The 13,981-nt window shown below is 66.3% G+C and carries 13 protein-coding genes; 4 read left to right on the plus strand and 9 right to left on the minus strand.

The window, feature by feature from the left end:
* Window positions 1-18: 18 nt before the first annotated feature.
* The 5 genes from fhuE to H4O11_RS07315 all read right to left on the minus strand — a co-directional run bounded on the left by fhuE (window position 19) and on the right by H4O11_RS07315 (window position 5,647).
* Window positions 19-2,184, minus strand: coding sequence for a ferric-rhodotorulic acid/ferric-coprogen receptor FhuE (fhuE, locus tag H4O11_RS07295; protein WP_182338739.1), 2,166 nt, complete (start codon window positions 2,182-2,184; stop codon window positions 19-21).
* A 179-nt stretch (window positions 2,185-2,363) separates the two neighbouring features.
* Window positions 2,364-3,101, minus strand: coding sequence for an endonuclease/exonuclease/phosphatase family protein (locus H4O11_RS07300; protein WP_182338858.1), 738 nt, complete (start codon window positions 3,099-3,101; stop codon window positions 2,364-2,366).
* A 52-nt stretch (window positions 3,102-3,153) separates the two neighbouring features.
* Window positions 3,154-3,984, minus strand: a complete 831-nt coding sequence (locus H4O11_RS07305) for a thiol:disulfide interchange protein DsbA/DsbL (RefSeq protein ID WP_182338740.1) — start codon at window positions 3,982-3,984, stop codon at window positions 3,154-3,156.
* A 100-nt stretch (window positions 3,985-4,084) separates the two neighbouring features.
* A complete protein-coding gene (locus H4O11_RS07310) occupies window positions 4,085-4,747 on the minus strand; it encodes a thiol:disulfide interchange protein DsbA/DsbL (protein ID WP_182338741.1) in 663 nt (220 codons plus the stop codon).
* A gap of 102 nt (window positions 4,748-4,849) precedes the next feature.
* Entirely contained in the window at window positions 4,850-5,647 is a 798-nt protein-coding gene (locus tag H4O11_RS07315; protein WP_182338742.1) for a c-type cytochrome, read from the minus strand.
* Window positions 5,648-5,772: 125 nt separating this feature from the next.
* Between H4O11_RS07315 and yihA the strand changes: the two genes are divergently transcribed.
* Window positions 5,773-6,372, plus strand: coding sequence for a ribosome biogenesis GTP-binding protein YihA/YsxC (yihA, locus tag H4O11_RS07320; RefSeq protein WP_182338743.1), 600 nt, complete (start codon window positions 5,773-5,775; stop codon window positions 6,370-6,372).
* 51 nt (window positions 6,373-6,423) lie between these two features.
* On the opposite strand, the gene H4O11_RS07325 is transcribed toward yihA, so the two are convergent.
* The 3 genes from H4O11_RS07325 to H4O11_RS07335 form a co-directional block, all read right to left on the minus strand.
* Entirely contained in the window at window positions 6,424-7,395 is a 972-nt protein-coding gene (locus H4O11_RS07325) for an MBL fold metallo-hydrolase (protein ID WP_182338744.1), read from the minus strand.
* A gap of 141 nt (window positions 7,396-7,536) precedes the next feature.
* The gene (locus tag H4O11_RS07330; RefSeq protein WP_182338745.1) at window positions 7,537-8,364 is read right to left on the minus strand and encodes a helix-turn-helix domain-containing protein; all 828 of its coding nucleotides are present in this window, start codon (window positions 8,362-8,364) and stop codon (window positions 7,537-7,539) included.
* Between the two features lie 3 nt (window positions 8,365-8,367).
* Window positions 8,368-9,069: a VIT1/CCC1 transporter family protein gene (locus tag H4O11_RS07335; RefSeq protein ID WP_182338746.1), complete on the minus strand. Its 702-nt coding sequence runs from the start codon at window positions 9,067-9,069 to the stop codon at window positions 8,368-8,370.
* A gap of 153 nt (window positions 9,070-9,222) precedes the next feature.
* On the opposite strand from H4O11_RS07335, the gene H4O11_RS07340 reads away from it, so the two are divergent.
* On the plus strand, window positions 9,223-10,587 hold the full coding sequence (locus H4O11_RS07340; protein ID WP_182338747.1) for a glutamate--cysteine ligase: 1,365 nt from the start codon (window positions 9,223-9,225) through the stop codon (window positions 10,585-10,587).
* Between the two features lie 151 nt (window positions 10,588-10,738).
* Here H4O11_RS07340 and H4O11_RS07345 read toward each other — a convergent pair whose 3' ends face one another.
* Window positions 10,739-11,791 carry an NAD(P)-dependent alcohol dehydrogenase gene (locus H4O11_RS07345; protein WP_182338748.1) on the minus strand — a complete coding sequence of 351 codons (1,053 nt, stop codon included), beginning with the start codon at window positions 11,789-11,791 and terminating at the stop codon, window positions 10,739-10,741.
* Window positions 11,792-11,894: 103 nt separating this feature from the next.
* Between H4O11_RS07345 and H4O11_RS07350 the strand changes: the two genes are divergently transcribed.
* Both H4O11_RS07350 and H4O11_RS07355 read left to right on the plus strand, forming a co-directional pair.
* Window positions 11,895-12,782, plus strand: coding sequence for a LysR family transcriptional regulator (locus H4O11_RS07350; RefSeq protein ID WP_182338749.1), 888 nt, complete (start codon window positions 11,895-11,897; stop codon window positions 12,780-12,782).
* A 174-nt stretch (window positions 12,783-12,956) separates the two neighbouring features.
* Complete coding sequence (locus tag H4O11_RS07355) at window positions 12,957-13,661, plus strand: DUF4097 family beta strand repeat-containing protein (protein ID WP_182338750.1); 705 nt, start codon at window positions 12,957-12,959, stop codon at window positions 13,659-13,661.
* Window positions 13,662-13,981 lie beyond the last annotated feature (320 nt).

Below are 13,981 nucleotides of genomic sequence, written 5' to 3' on the forward strand. Positions count from 1 at the left end.
TACCGGGCCCGCGTGGGGTCAGAAGCTGTAGGTGAACGTCAGCGAGCCATTGCGGCCGTCGCCGTACGCACCGTAGCCGGTGATCTGCGAGAGGTACTTCTTGTCCAGCAGGTTGTTGAGGTTGGCCTGCACGCTGAACTCCGGCGAGATGCGGTAGCGCATGAAGGCACTGACCAGTGCGTAGCCTTCCTGCTCGAAGCGGCCAATACCCGGGATCGGATAGTAGATGCGGTTCTGCCAGTTGGCGCCGCCACCGACGGTCAGATCCTGCAGTGACTGCGGGGTGTAGCTGGTGAACAGTTTGAGCGTGGTCTGCGGCAGGTTGGTGTTGATGTCCGCTCCGTCGATATCCTTGGCCACGTAGCGCGATGCACCGAAGGTCGCGTTCCAGCCCGGGGCCAGTTCACCGTTGAGCTCCAGCTCGACGCCACGGCTGACGGTGCCGCGCGCGGCGATGTACGCGGTTTCGAGTTCGTTGCCGTCGACCTTGTCCATCGTGGCCTGGCCGACGTTGTCCTGCTCGATGCGGAACACGGCCAGCGAGGCGTTCAGGCGGTTGTCGAACCACGCCCCCTTGACGCCGATTTCGTAGCTCTTGCCGTCGACCGGGTCCAGGTAGCTGCCCTGCTTGGTGCGCAGCGTCTGCGGCTGGAAGATTTCGGTATAGCTGGCGTAGGTGGAGTACGTGTCGTTGAGGTCATAGACCAGGCCGGCGTAGGGCGTGGTGACCTTGTGCGAACGGTCGGCGTCTTCGCCCTCGCTCTTCCAGTCGGTGTAACGGGCACCGAGGATCAGCTTCAACGGATCGGCCAATGAAAGGCGGGTCGCCGCGTAGCCGGCCTTCTGGGTGATGGTGCCCTGGCTGGCCAGGCTCAGCGGATTCCAGTCCGGTTCCGGGAAGTTGCCGGTCCAGTTGAGATAGTTGTCGATCGGGCCCCACGCTGTATCGGTGCCGCCGACCTGGAAGTCACCGTAGTTGGCGTACTCGCGCTTGTTGTAGCTCAGGCCGGCCATGAACTGGTGCTCGCGGCCGAACAGCTGGAACGGGCCTTCCACGAAGCCGTCCACGCCGTTGACCTTGCGCTCGGTGTTGTACAAGCCGGCCATCGGCGTGATGCCGCTGCCGGTCACCTTGTCGAAGGCGGTGTACGACGGGTAGAACAGCTTGTCGTTGGCGTTGGTCTTGTCGTGGGTCGCGCCGATCTTGACCTTCCAGTCATTGGCGAAGGCGTGTTCCAGCGTGGCGAACAGGCGCTTGCTGGTGGTATCCCAGTAAGTCCAGCCCGGGTTCGCACTGAAGGATTCGTCGTAAGGGGTCGGCGTGCCGTCGGAGTACCACATCGGGAAACCACCCCAGGTCGCGCCGTTGGCGCGCTTCTGCTGGTAGTCGTAGCCCACGCTCAGCTGGGTGTCCGGGGTCAGGTCGGCGTCGATCACCGCATAGCCCAGCGTCTTGTGCTGGTCGTAGCGGTCCATCTGCGATTCGGTGTCCAGGTAGCTGCCGATCACGCGCGCACGCACCGAGCCGCTGGCATTCAGCGGCGTGGTCACATCCACCGTGCTGCGGGTGCGCCCCCAACTGCCGACGTTCACCGACACGCTGCCGGTCAGCTCGGCACTGTCGGCATGCTTGCGGATCAGGTTGACCGACGCCGACGGGTTGCCGGCACCGCTGAGCAGGCCGGTGGCTCCGCGCACCACTTCCACGCGGTCGTACAGGGCCAGGTCCAGGCCGGAATCGCCGTAGCTCCAGTTCTGCACCATCTGCGTGGGCAGGCCGTCGAACTGGTAGCTGTCGATGTAGAAGCCGCGCGCGTAGAACTCGGTGCGCTCGGTATCGGACTGGGTGCTGCTGACGCCGGTGGTGTTGGCCAGCACGTCGATGATGTCGTCGAGGTTCTGGTCCTCGATGCGCTGGTGGCTGATGATGCTGATCGACTGCGGAATCTCGCGCGGCGCCAGGTCGAAACGCGTACCGGCGGACGTGCGGCGGACCGAGTAGCCTTCCGCGCGCTCGCCCTTGACCACGATGCCATCCAGCGTGGTGGCGCTGGCCGATCCTGCATCGGGCATGTCCTGCGCAGAAGCGGATGCGGCCGCCATGGTGCAAAGGGCCGCCAGCAGTGCCTGGGGCAGGCGGTGGGGTGCGGGAGAGCGGGACAGCAGCGTCGAAGAACGGTTCATGGTCATTACCGAAGCGCAAATGATAGAGGGGGCGTGTTTGCGCACGGCCCTGTGCGATCACGCTCCATTCATGATAATGGGAGTGATTCGCATTAGCAATGAAACGAAAAAGGGGACGGAGGGGATTAAGGCGTTTCTGGCATGGCCCGAAACGCCTTAATCCCCTCCGTCCCCTTTTTTCAGCGCAGGGCGCTTTCCGGGACGTCGATGGACATGGCCAGCGCGAGGTGGTCGGAGAAGGCGGCCGCCACGGCTTCGACGCTGCGTTGCTTCAGGTTGCTGCTGACCAGGATGTGGTCGATGGCACGGTCCGGCCGCCAGCTGGGGAAGGTCGGCACCACGCATCCCGGTGGCTGCAGGGTGGTCTTCTGGTACAGCACCTGCATTTCCGGGCGTTCGGCCAGGCAGTTGAAATCACCCATCAGCACGGCGTTCGGATGGTCCGACAGCATCTCGGCAATGAATGACAGCTGCGACAGCCGTGAGCCGGCTCCCAGCGACAGGTGCGCCACGGCCACTGCCAGTCCCTCGGCACCGTCGCCGAACTTGGCCAGCAGCACGCCACGCCCCCCAATGCGGCCGGGCAGGGCATGGTCCTGCACTTCCACCGGCTCCAGCTTGCTCAGCAGGCCGTTGGCCGAAGAGGCCACCCCGCCCATGCGCCGGTTCGGCTGGTGGCTCCAGTAGTTGAAGCCCGCGCGCTGCGCCAGGTAGTGGGTCTGGTTGGTGAAGCCCGAGCGCAGGCTGCCCGGATCGGCTTCCTGCAGGCCGACGATATCGTGGCCGCGGGCCAGCGTGGCGATGGCATCCAGGCTGCTGCGCTTGCGGCCCGCCGGCAGTGCATGCGACCAGCTGCGGGTCACATAGTCACTGTACCGGCGGGTGCTCGAGCCGGCCTGGATGTTGGCCGTCAGCAGGCGCAGGGTACGTGAGTGGGGGGAGGTCACGACGGTATGCGCGTTGCCAGTATCAGTTTCCGGCCTTGGCCGCACGCTCGCGCGCGATCAGGTGGTCGGCAATGCGCAGGTAGTCCTGGAACGACTTGCCCTTCACCAGGTACTTGCCATCGATGATGATCGACGGGGTGCCGGAGATCTGGCTGCGCTGGGCGAACTGCTTGGCGGCGTTGGTCTTCGCATTGACCGCAAAGCTGCTCATGGTGGCGGTGAACTGCTTGGCATCCACGCCGTGCTTGGCGTAGAAGCCGGCGATGTCGTCCACCGAATCGCGGCCACGCTCGCCCTTCAGGGTCTGCTCGGCATGGATGGCGGCGTACAGCGCTTCGTGGGTCTTTTCCTGCACGCCCAGCGTCTGCGCGGCATAGAACGCGCGGCCATAGTCGTCCCAGGTACCGCCGAACATGGCCGGCACGTAGACGAAGTTCACGTCACCCGGCAGACCGGCCTTCCACGGGCCGACCAGCGGCTGGAACGCGGCGCAGGCGGGGCAGACGTAGCCGAAGATCTCCACCACTTCGACCTTGCCGGTTACCGGCTGGAACGGCTGGCCATTCTCGATGACCACGTAATCAGTGCCGGCCACCGGCTCCGGACCGGTCAGGCGCATCGGCGTGGCGGCAACTGCCGGCGCGGCTTCGCTGCCAGCGGCCTGTTCGGCACCTGCAGCCTGCTCGCTGCCTTCAGCCGGCGTGGTGCCCGCGTCGGTGGCATCGGCCGGTGCGGTCTCTGCGGCGGGGGTGGTGTCGGCCGGCGCGGTCACGTTGGCGGTGCCATCATCGGCCTTGCAGGCGGCGAGGATCGGCAGCAGCGCCACCAGGGTGAGGGCGTAACGGGTCTTCATCGAAGCATCTCCAGCGATGGTTGAAGCCGGCGCTGGGCACCGGCCAGGAACGAATGATGACACGCGGAGGCATCGCCGCCGCGTGTGGGTGGCGCGCGGTTCAGCGGCCCTTGCTGGAGCCGGCTGCATCTCCACGGGCCTGGGCGATCAGCGCCGAGGCGATGCGCAACTGGTCGTCGGCACTGGTGCCCTTGACCAGGTACTGGCCATTGATGATCAGCGCGGGCGTGCCGGGCGTCCTGGTGCGCTGGGCGAATTCACGCGCAGCCTTCACCTTGGCCTGCACGGCGTCGCTCTTGAATGCCGCAATGAATGCCGCTTCGGTCACGCCGTACTGCGTGTAGAACGTGGCCAGCTCTTCGGGCGACACGTTCTGCATCGGCAGGCTGCGATCTTCGTGCAGGGCCTTGAACACGGCCGCGTGGCTGCGCTTGGCCACGCCCAGCTGGTCGGCCGCGTAATAGCCCTGGGCCCAGGTGTCCCATGGGCCGCCGAACGCAGCCGGCACCGGGGTGAAGCGGACGTCCTTGGGCAGCTTGGCCACCCAGGCCTGCAACTGCGGTTCGAAATGCGCGCAATGCGGGCAGGTATAGCCGAACACTTCGGCCACTTCGATCTTGCCGGCCAGCGGCTGCAACGGGCCCGGGTCGGCGATGCGTTCGTAATCGCGGCCTTCCTGCAGGGCAGGGCCGGTGGGTGCCGCGGACAGGGCCAGCGGCATCAGCGCCAGCAGGGACAGCAACAGGCGGGGAATCAACCTCATCGACATGCATCTCCATGGAAACGATGGCCGGCGGGCGCCGGCGCGGAGATGAACATACCTCAGGCTGCTGCCAGGGTGGTTACCGGGCAGGATGGGCGGTCGTCAGGGAGCGGCCGTCGGCGTGCTGGCCGGCGACTGCGCGGCCACGTCGTCGGCGCGGTCGTGCAGGCCCTGCAGGTAGCTGCCCAGCGCCTGGACTTCCTGTTCGGTCAGCTTGGAGGCCACCGTTGCCATGATCTGGAAGTGGGCCTTGTCGGTCTCGCCGGTGTGGCCTGCCTGGTATTCCTGCAGGCGGCGCGCGACATAGCTGGCGTGCTGGCCACCGATGTGCGGATACGCCGGGCCCGGGTTGCCCGCGCCGGTGGGGCCGTGGCAGGCCATGCAGGCCGGCAGGCCGCGCGCGACATCACCGCCGCGGTAAAGCTGCTGGCCGATCTCGTAGAATTTCAGGTCCTTGTACGGGCCCTCGGTGACCGCCGTGTCGTCGGCGATGCCGGAGGCGGCCTTCTGGGTGGCGAAGTACGCACCGATATCGCGCATGTCCTGTGGGGTCAGGTCCTTGACGAAGGGGACCATCGCCACCGATGCACCGGAGGTCCGCTGGCCGGTGGCGATCAGCGCCATCTGCTGGGCGGTGTAGCGTTCGCTCTGGCCGGCGATGCTGGGATACATCTCGACCGTGGCATTGCCATCGACGCCATGGCATGCCGCGCAGGCGGATGCCTTGCCCTGGCCGGCCGTGGCATCGCCCCAGGTGGTCTTGCTGAAGTCGACCTCCAGCGATGCGGTCTGGATCGGACCGTTGTCCGGTAGCGGGGTGATGCTGGTCTGCGCCCAAGCGGCGGCGGCCAGGATGGAGACTGCAACTGCGGAAACGGCAACAACGCGAGCGTGGCGCATGCTAAAGCTCCGTTCTGGTCCGGCCAGGCCCTCCGCCCGGATGTACCTGATTATCAACGGCTGTTCCCGGCACGGTCAATCGACGGGTCCGGGCGCGCGGCGTCGCAACATGCGATCCTATACGCATGTCTCTTCTCATCGAACGCGCCCACTACTACGTTTCGGCCCACAACGCGCGGCAGCTGCCGCCCGATGAAGGCGCCGAAGTGGCTTTCGCTGGCCGCTCCAATGCCGGCAAATCCAGCGCCCTCAATGCCCTTACCCGCCAGAACGCGCTGGCACGCGTGTCCAAGACGCCCGGCCGCACCCAGCAGTTGGTGTTCTTCCAGGTCACCCCCGAAGCCCACCTGGTCGATCTGCCCGGTTACGGCTATGCCAAGGTGCCGCTGGACCTGCAGGCGCACTGGCAGGCCTTCATCGACCAGTATTTCCGTACCCGCAATGCACTTCGGGGCCTGGTGGTGGTGATGGATATCCGCCATCCGCTGAAGGATTACGACCGCCAGATGCTGGCCTATGCGGTGCAGCGCGGCCTGCCGGCGCATGCCCTGCTGACCAAGGCCGACAAGCTGAGCCGCAGCCAGCAGAACCTGTCGCTGCAGAAGGTCCGCAAGGAGCTGCACGCGGCTTTTGGCGAGACCGTGAGCGTGCAGGTGTTTTCCGGCGAAAGCCGGCTGGGCGTGGACGAAGCGCGCGGCATCATCGGCGGCTGGCTCGGTCTTTAACGTTACGATCGCCGGGCCTGGCCCGGCGCTACCGGTGGGTTTCCTGCCGCGTTACAGCGGCGAAAATTCCGCTGGCACCCATGCATAGGCATCACCATCGCGGCGCACGTGGCCCAGCCCGGGGAATGGCAGGTGCGCGCCAGCGACCCACCACTTGCCGTCGCTGGCCTGGGACAGCATCGCGCGGCGGCTGCTGATCGCGGCCTGGCGGTCGCTGTCTGCTTCAAACGATGCGTCCGGGTGGGCGAACTGCACGCCGTGGTAATGCAGCACATCGCCCCATACCAGTAGCGACTGGCCCTGGCTGTCGAAGCGGAATGACACATGTCCCGGCGTGTGGCCATGGGTGTCCAACGCCATGGCATGGCCCGGTAGCGCCTGCCCAGGCTGGAACAGGCGCAGGCGTCCTGCTGCCTGGTAGGGCGCGGCGGCAGTGCGTGCCAGCGCGAAGGCGAAGCGGACGCCCTGCGGTGCGCCGGCCTCGGAAGCGGGATCCAGCCAGTAGCCTGCATCGGCCTGTGATAGCCAGACTGTCGCGTTGGGGTAGGCCACTTCGCCCTGGGAATCGAGGATGCCGCACAGGTGGTCCGGATGGGCGTGGGTAAGCAGCACGTCATCCACCTCCGACGGATCCACGCCTGCAGCGCGCAGGTTGGCCAGCACCTGGCCCAGGCCGGGGCCGAAACACTGTGCGGTGCCGGCGTCGACCAGCGTCAGGTGGTCGCCGTCGCGGACCAGGAAGGCATTGACCGCAGTCTGCAGGCCTTTGTCGGTTTCCGGGACGTAGCGGTTTTCCAGCGCGTGGTCGACCACGGCGGGCTGTACGCCTACCAGTTCCTTCCGGCCCAGCCTGACGATGCCGTCGAACAGCGCAGTGACCTGCAGGGCGCCTATCCGCTGGCGGTACACGCCGGGCACCTGCTCGGTGGGCGCAGTCGCGTGTGCGGCGGCCATCGTGGCCAACGGCAGGCAGGACAAGGCAAGCGACAGGGCGCTGCGCAGGGGGAAGGACGGCTGGGGCATGGCAGGGTAGGGTCCGGTCTGGCGGGGTATGCCGCATGCCGCCATCGTGGCATCCGTTGTGCGCGCGATGCGCTCAAGGTGCTGCGCGTAACGCTCGCACGCGCCAGTGGCTGCACGAGGTTGCCGGCCAGCCGCCGGGCACTACCTGAGCTCGGCCGGTTGCAATCCGTAGCGTTCGACGAAGCGCTTGTTGAAGCTGGCCAGCGAGCGGTACCCGGCACGTGCGGCCACTGACTTCAATGGCAGCGTGGTGGTGTACAGCAGCTCCATGGCGTGGGCCAGCCGCGCTTCGATGCGCAGCTCACGCAGGCTGCTGCCTTCGGCTGCCAGGTGGCGGCGCAGCGTGGCACCGCTCAGCCCCAGCGTTGCTTCCAGGTCGCGGGATTGCCAGTCGCGCGCCGGCTCGGCGGCGATGTGGTCGCGGACCTGTTCGCTCAGCGTCGGCTGCGGTGGCAGCAGCAGGCTGCCATGCCCCTGCCGGCTCAAGGTGATGACGAACGTGGCCAGTGCCAGCCGTGCCTCGCTGTAATGGCCTTGCTGCAATGCCTGCCGCCAGCGCCGCAGCAGCGTGCCATGCTCCTGCAGCGGCAACCGTGCAAGCGTCGCGCCGGGAGCGGGCAAGGGCTCGTTCCACAGCGTGCGCGCCGCTGCCAGCGCTTCGGCGCAGAACGGCACGATGGCGCTGAGGTAGCGGCCGGTATGCGGGTCAGGCATGTTGACCACATCAATGCGGCAGCGCCGGGTGATCAGGAAGATATCGCCCGGCACGAAGCGCAGTGACTGGGTCGCCGTGCTGACGTGCTTCTGTCCTTCCAGCAGGATGGCGAACTGGGCCTGCGCGATTTCCACGGAGCGTGCACCGTGTTCGCGCAGGGCGGTGATGCAGGCGTAGCCTTCCGCGCGGTCGCAGCCGGCCAGGCTGGCCATGTCGGCCAGCAACCGGGCGCTTTCGGAAAGCGGCAAGGTCATCGGTTACACCCGGACATCGAACAGTTGCCCGACCAGGGCGGCGGCGGCCATCGCCAATACGCCCCAGAAGGCCACCCGCAGCGCACTGCGCCAAGGGCTTGCGCCACCGGCGCGGGCCGCCAGTGCACCGGTGACGCACAGGCCAGCCAGCGTCGCGGCAAAGGTCGCCCATGCCACCTGCCCGGCCGGTGCGGACAATGCGGCCAGCACCGGCAGCGCCGCACCACAGGTGAACGCACTCGCTGAGGCCAGCGCCGCCTGCAGGGGACGAGCGCGCAAGGTGTCGCTTATGCCAAGTTCGTCGCGCGCATGCGCACCCAGCGCATCGTGCGAGGTGAGCTGTTCGGCCACTTGCCGGGCCAGCGTGGCATCCAGCCCGCGCTGCCGGTAGATCGCCGCCAGCTCTTCCAGTTCGCTGTGCGGGTCTTCGTGCAGTTCGCGCTGCTCCACGGCCAGGTCGGCCGATTCGGTATCGGCCTGCGTCTGCACGGAGACATATTCGCCGGCAGCCATCGACATCGCGCCGGCGACGGTGCCTGCCACGCCGGTGGCCAGCACCACGCTGGGCGATGCCCCGCTGGCGGCCACGCCGACCACCAGGCCGGCCACCGAGACGATTCCATCGTTGGCGCCGAGCACGGCCGCGCGCAGCCAGCCGACGCGGTCGGAGCGGTGCAGTTCCGGGTGGCGGGAATGGTGGCTCATCGCGCCCAGTGTACGGGGGTCAATACCCTGCCGATAGGATGCTGAAGTCCGTCACGGACGCGTGACGCAGGCAGGCCGCACGCTATAGTGCGCCCTTGTGATGCCGGGGCCCAAGCCCCATTCCATCCGCCTCCCCACCAGCGAGCCAGTCCCTTGTCGAGCCCAAGCCACGTCGCGCAGACGCCCATCACCGATCGTTCGCAGCTGGTGGAGGTGATCGCCTCGGGAGAGAAACCGCGCGCTGCCTGGCGTATCGGCACCGAGCATGAAAAGTTCGGCTTCCGCCTGGATGACCTGCGTCCGCCGACGTTCGATGGCGAGCGCGGCATCGAAGCGCTGCTCAACGGCCTGCAGCGTTTTGGCTGGCAGCCGGTGCAGGAGAACGGCCGCACCATCGCCCTGCTGCGCGATGGCGCGTCGGTGACGCTGGAACCGGCCGGCCAGCTGGAACTGTCCGGCGCGGCGCTGGAAACCATCCACCAGACCTGCGTGGAGACCGGCACCCATCTCAATGAAGTCGCCCAGGTGGCCGGCGACCTGCAACTGGGCTTCCTCGGCATGGGATTCCAGCCGAAGTGGGCGCGCGATGAGATGCCGTGGATGCCGAAGGGCCGCTACCAGATCATGAAGCGCTACATGCCCAAGGTGGGTTCGCTGGGCCTGGACATGATGACCCGCACCTGCACGGTGCAGGTCAACCTGGATTACGCCACCGAGGCGGACATGGTGAAGAAGTTCCGCGTGTCGCTGGCGCTGCAACCGATTGCCACCGCGCTGTTCGCTGATTCGCCGTTCTCCGAAGGCAGGCCGAACGGCTATCTGAGCTATCGCTCGCATATCTGGACCGATACCGATGCCGATCGCACCGGCATGCTCGATTTCGTCTTCGAAGATGGCTTTGGTTACGAGCGCTACGTGGATTACCTGCTCGACGTACCGATGTACTTCTCGTACCGCGACGGCACGTACCACGATGCCAGCGGCCAGAGTTTCCGCGATTTCATGGCCGGCAAGCTGCCAGTGTTGCCCGGCCAGCTGCCGACGCTGATCGACTGGGCCGACCACATGACCACCGCCTTCCCGGAAGTGCGGCTGAAGAAATACCTGGAAATGCGCGGCGCCGACGGCGGGCCATGGAGCCGCCTGTGCGCGCTGCCGGCGTTCTGGGTCGGCCTGCTGTACGACGACGAAGCGCTGGATGCGGCGTGGGACCTGGTGCGTGACTTCAGCCTGGTCGAACGCCATGCACTGCGTGATGGCGTGCCGAAGCTGGCGATGAACCTGCCGTTCCGCAACGGGACCGTGCGTGACCTCGCACGCGAGGCGGTGAAGATCGCGGTGGGAGGCCTGAAGCGCCGTGCGGCATTGAATGCCGATGGCATGGATGAAAGCCATTACCTGGACGTGCTGCAGGAAATCGTCGAGTCCGGCCTGACCCCGGCCGAGCGCAAGCTGGCGCTGTTCCATGGCCGCTGGAACGGCGACGTGGACCACGTGTTCCGCGAGTTTGCGTATTGAGCGACCGCTTCGCTCGCCGGGCATGGCCCAGCGCTACAACGCCGGGCATGGCCCGGCGCTACAACAACTGCTTCGATGGCCCGGCGCTACCGTTGGACCCGATCGCCCCGGCATTGCCGGGGTTTTCCGTTTCCGCGCCTGGAAGAACGCATCAGGCCTTGATCGATGCCATGTCGATCACGAAGCGGTAGCGCACATCATTCTTCGCCATGCGCTCCCATGCTTCGTTGACGTTCTGGATGTCGACCATCTCCACGTCGCTGACGATGCCATGCTCGGCGCAGAAGTCCATCATTTCCTGCGTCTCGGCCAGGCCGCCGATCGCTGAACCGGTCAGGTGCTTGCGGCCGAAGATGACGCTGACGCCGGCCAGCGGCGGGTCCAGTTCAGTCAGCACGCCAACCAGGCACATGGTGGCATCGCGCTTGAGCAGGCCCATGTACGGGTTGGTGTCATGGCTGACGGGGATGGTGTTGAGGAGGAAATCGAAGCTGTTGGCATGCGCCTTCATCTGTTCTGCATCGCGCGAGACCAGCACTTCGTCCGCGCCCAGGCGCTTGGCATCGGCACCCTTTTCCGGGGTGGTGGTGATCATCACCACGTGCGCGCCGAGTGCCTTGGCGAACTTCACGCCCATGTGGCCCAGTCCGCCCAGTCCGATCACGCCGACCTTCTGGCCGGGACCGACCTTCCAGTGGCGCAGCGGCGAATAGGTGGTGATGCCGGCGCACAGCAGCGGCGCGGCGGCCTTCAGGTCCAGCTTTTCGGAGACTTTCACCACGAAACGCTGCTCGACCACGATGTGGTCCGAATAGCCACCGAAGGTCAGTTGGTCGCTGCCACGCTCGGTGCTGTTGTAGGTGAAGGTGGGGCCGTTCTCGCAGTACTGCTCCAGGTCATGGTCGCAGGCGCCACAGTGGCGGCATGAATCGACCAGGCAGCCGACACCGGCGAAATCGCCGACTTTCAGCTTGGTCACTTCGGCGCCCACCTCCACTACCTTGCCGATGATCTCGTGGCCGGGAACCATCGGGTACAGCGCGCCACCCCAGTCGTCACGGGCCTGGTGCAGGTCGGAGTGGCAGATGCCGCTGTACAGGATCTCGATGCGGACGTCGTTGGCACCGACGGCGCGGCGTTCGAAGGAGAACGGCACCAGCGGCGCGGTGTTTGAATGTACGGCGTAACCTTGGGCGAGGGACATGGGGAATCCTTGGCGGGTTTGTCGAAAGGCGCTTTACAATACGCTCGCACTGGCGGCGCAGATAGGCCGTTGATCGGGATGATTCATCAAGGCAGGCTGCATAATGGCGACCGACAACCTCACCCATCTGGCTGCCTTCTCCGCGGTGGCACGGCATCGCAGTTTCCGCCGGGCCGGCGCCGAACTGGCTTTGTCCACATCGGCGGTCAGTTACGCCATCCGGGCGCTGGAAGAACGCCTGGGGGTGGGCCTGTTCCATCGCACCACGCGCAGCGTTTCCTTGACCGAAGCGGGACAGCGCCTGATGGAGCGCCTGCAGCCGGCATTGGGGCAGGTCAGCGACGCGCTGGAGGAAATGAACCAGTTCCGCAGCACGCCGGCTGGCCTGCTGAGGATCAATGCCGCACGCGCAGCGGTGCCGACCCAACTGAGTCCACGGCTGCTGCGTTTCCTGCAGGCGCATCCGGACGTGCGCGTGGAGGTGACTGAAAACGATGGGCTGGTGGACGTCGTCGCCGAAGGGTTCGACGCCGGCGTGCGGCTGCATGAGTTCGTGCCCGAAGACATGGTGGCGGTGCCGTTGGGCCCGGCATTGCGTGGAATGATCGTGGCCGCGCCGGAGTATGTGGCGCAGCATGGCGTGGCGTTGCATCCGCGCGACCTGCTGCAACACCAGTGCATCCGTTTCCGTTTCGCCAGCGGGCACCTTTACAAATGGCAGTTCGCGCGCGATGGCGAGGCGATGGAGATCGACGTGCAGGGCCGGTTGACCCTGAGCGAGCAGGGCACCATCGTGCGCGCGGTGCTGGATGGCCTGGGCGTGGCCTATGTGCTGGAAGATGCTGCGCGGCCCTTCCTGGACGCAGGCCAGATGGTTTCCATGCTGGAAGACTGGAGTCCGCCATTTGCCGGCTTCGTGCTGTATTACCCGCGCCAGCGGCAGATGGCCTCGGCGCTGCGTACGTTCGTGGACATGCTGCGGGAAGGCTGAGTCCTGCAGCGCGTGCCGCATCGCCGGGGCACGACCGGAAGCAACGCTGCCGCGCCCATGGCATGACGATGGTCCCGGTGACCGAAGGCAGATGTCGGCCGATGCCCGGGTGTGGTGCACTGGTCTACAGGATGCCAGGGGTCCGGCACCGTTCATCACCAAGGAGCAATCAGCATGCGCGTATCGCAATCCATCCTGTGGCTGGCCCTGCTGGCGGCCATGCCTGCCATGGCCCAGCAGAACCTGAGCAAGGTATCCGATGACATCCAGACGCAGGCCGGCCAGCAGTATGGCAAGCTGAATACCGTCAGCGGTGACATCCGCGTGGCCAGCGCCACCCAGGCCGGCAGCCTTAATACCGTAAGCGGCGACATCACCGTGGAGGGTGATGCGAAGATCGGCAAGGCGGCCACGACCAGCGGCAACGTGGAGATCGCCGATACCGTCAAGACCGGCCGATTGGAAACCGTCAGCGGCAACCTGAAACTGGGCCGCAACGTGGAGGTCGATGGCGGACTTACCTCGGTCAGCGGCAACATTTTCGTCGACCGCGGCAGCAGGATCGCCGGCGATGTTTCCCTGGTCAGCGGCAGCATCGGCCTGGTGCAGACTGAAGTGAAGGGCGACATCAACTTCGTCAGCAGCGACGTGACCGTGGGCGTGGGCTCGCATGTCAGCGGGCGGCTGCATCTCAAGAAACCACTTTTCAGCAATCTCCCGCGCCCGCCGCGCGTGGTGATCGGCCCCAATGCCATCGTGGACGGCCCGCTGGAATTCGGATTGCCGGTGACGCTGTACGTGCACACCACGGCCCGGATTGGCGCAGTCACCGGTGCCAAGGCCATTCCGTTCTCCACCCCCAGCCCGCCGAAAAACTGATCGTCCGGCGCGGTCGATTGCCCCTGCCTGGAAATGCATGGCCAGGTTACCTGGCACGCCATGGTCCTGGTAATGGGGGAAGGCCGGGGTGGCGATGGTTCCGCTTCGCGCACGCGCGATACCAGACAGCCGGATCCTTGCCGTTTGCAGTGAGCATGGCCTCTATCCTGCGCACGGCATGCGCGGTCTCCGCTCCCGCCGTGTCGGCCAGTAGTTCACCCGCCAGCACCGTGAAGTGCGGCCAGAACTGGGCATCATGCCTGGCCTTGGCCAACCAGGGGGGGAGCATCTGCGACAGGTGCTCCAACCGCGCATCCAGT

The organism is Stenotrophomonas tumulicola (assembly GCF_014117215.1).
Lineage (GTDB): Bacteria > Pseudomonadota > Gammaproteobacteria > Xanthomonadales > Xanthomonadaceae > Stenotrophomonas > Stenotrophomonas tumulicola.

Bases quoted from the DNA above. Each gene is read 5' to 3' on its own strand.
- H4O11_RS07345 (WP_182338748.1), bottom strand. From the start codon at position 11,791: ATGTCCCTCGCCCAAGGTTACGCCGTACATTCAAACACCGCGCCGCTG.
- H4O11_RS07305 (WP_182338740.1), bottom strand. From the start codon at position 3,984: ATGAAGACCCGTTACGCCCTCACCCTGGTGGCGCTGCTGCCGATCCTC.
- H4O11_RS07315 (WP_182338742.1), bottom strand. From the start codon at position 5,647: ATGCGCCACGCTCGCGTTGTTGCCGTTTCCGCAGTTGCAGTCTCCATC.
- H4O11_RS07330 (WP_182338745.1), bottom strand. From the start codon at position 8,364: ATGACCTTGCCGCTTTCCGAAAGCGCCCGGTTGCTGGCCGACATGGCC.
- H4O11_RS07325 (WP_182338744.1), bottom strand. From the start codon at position 7,395: ATGCCCCAGCCGTCCTTCCCCCTGCGCAGCGCCCTGTCGCTTGCCTTG.
- fhuE (WP_182338739.1), bottom strand. From the start codon at position 2,184: ATGAACCGTTCTTCGACGCTGCTGTCCCGCTCTCCCGCACCCCACCGC.
- yihA (WP_182338743.1), top strand. From the start codon at position 5,773: ATGTCTCTTCTCATCGAACGCGCCCACTACTACGTTTCGGCCCACAAC.
- H4O11_RS07310 (WP_182338741.1), bottom strand. From the start codon at position 4,747: ATGAGGTTGATTCCCCGCCTGTTGCTGTCCCTGCTGGCGCTGATGCCG.
- H4O11_RS07335 (WP_182338746.1), bottom strand. From the start codon at position 9,069: ATGAGCCACCATTCCCGCCACCCGGAACTGCACCGCTCCGACCGCGTC.
- H4O11_RS07350 (WP_182338749.1), top strand. From the start codon at position 11,895: ATGGCGACCGACAACCTCACCCATCTGGCTGCCTTCTCCGCGGTGGCA.
- H4O11_RS07355 (WP_182338750.1), top strand. From the start codon at position 12,957: ATGCGCGTATCGCAATCCATCCTGTGGCTGGCCCTGCTGGCGGCCATG.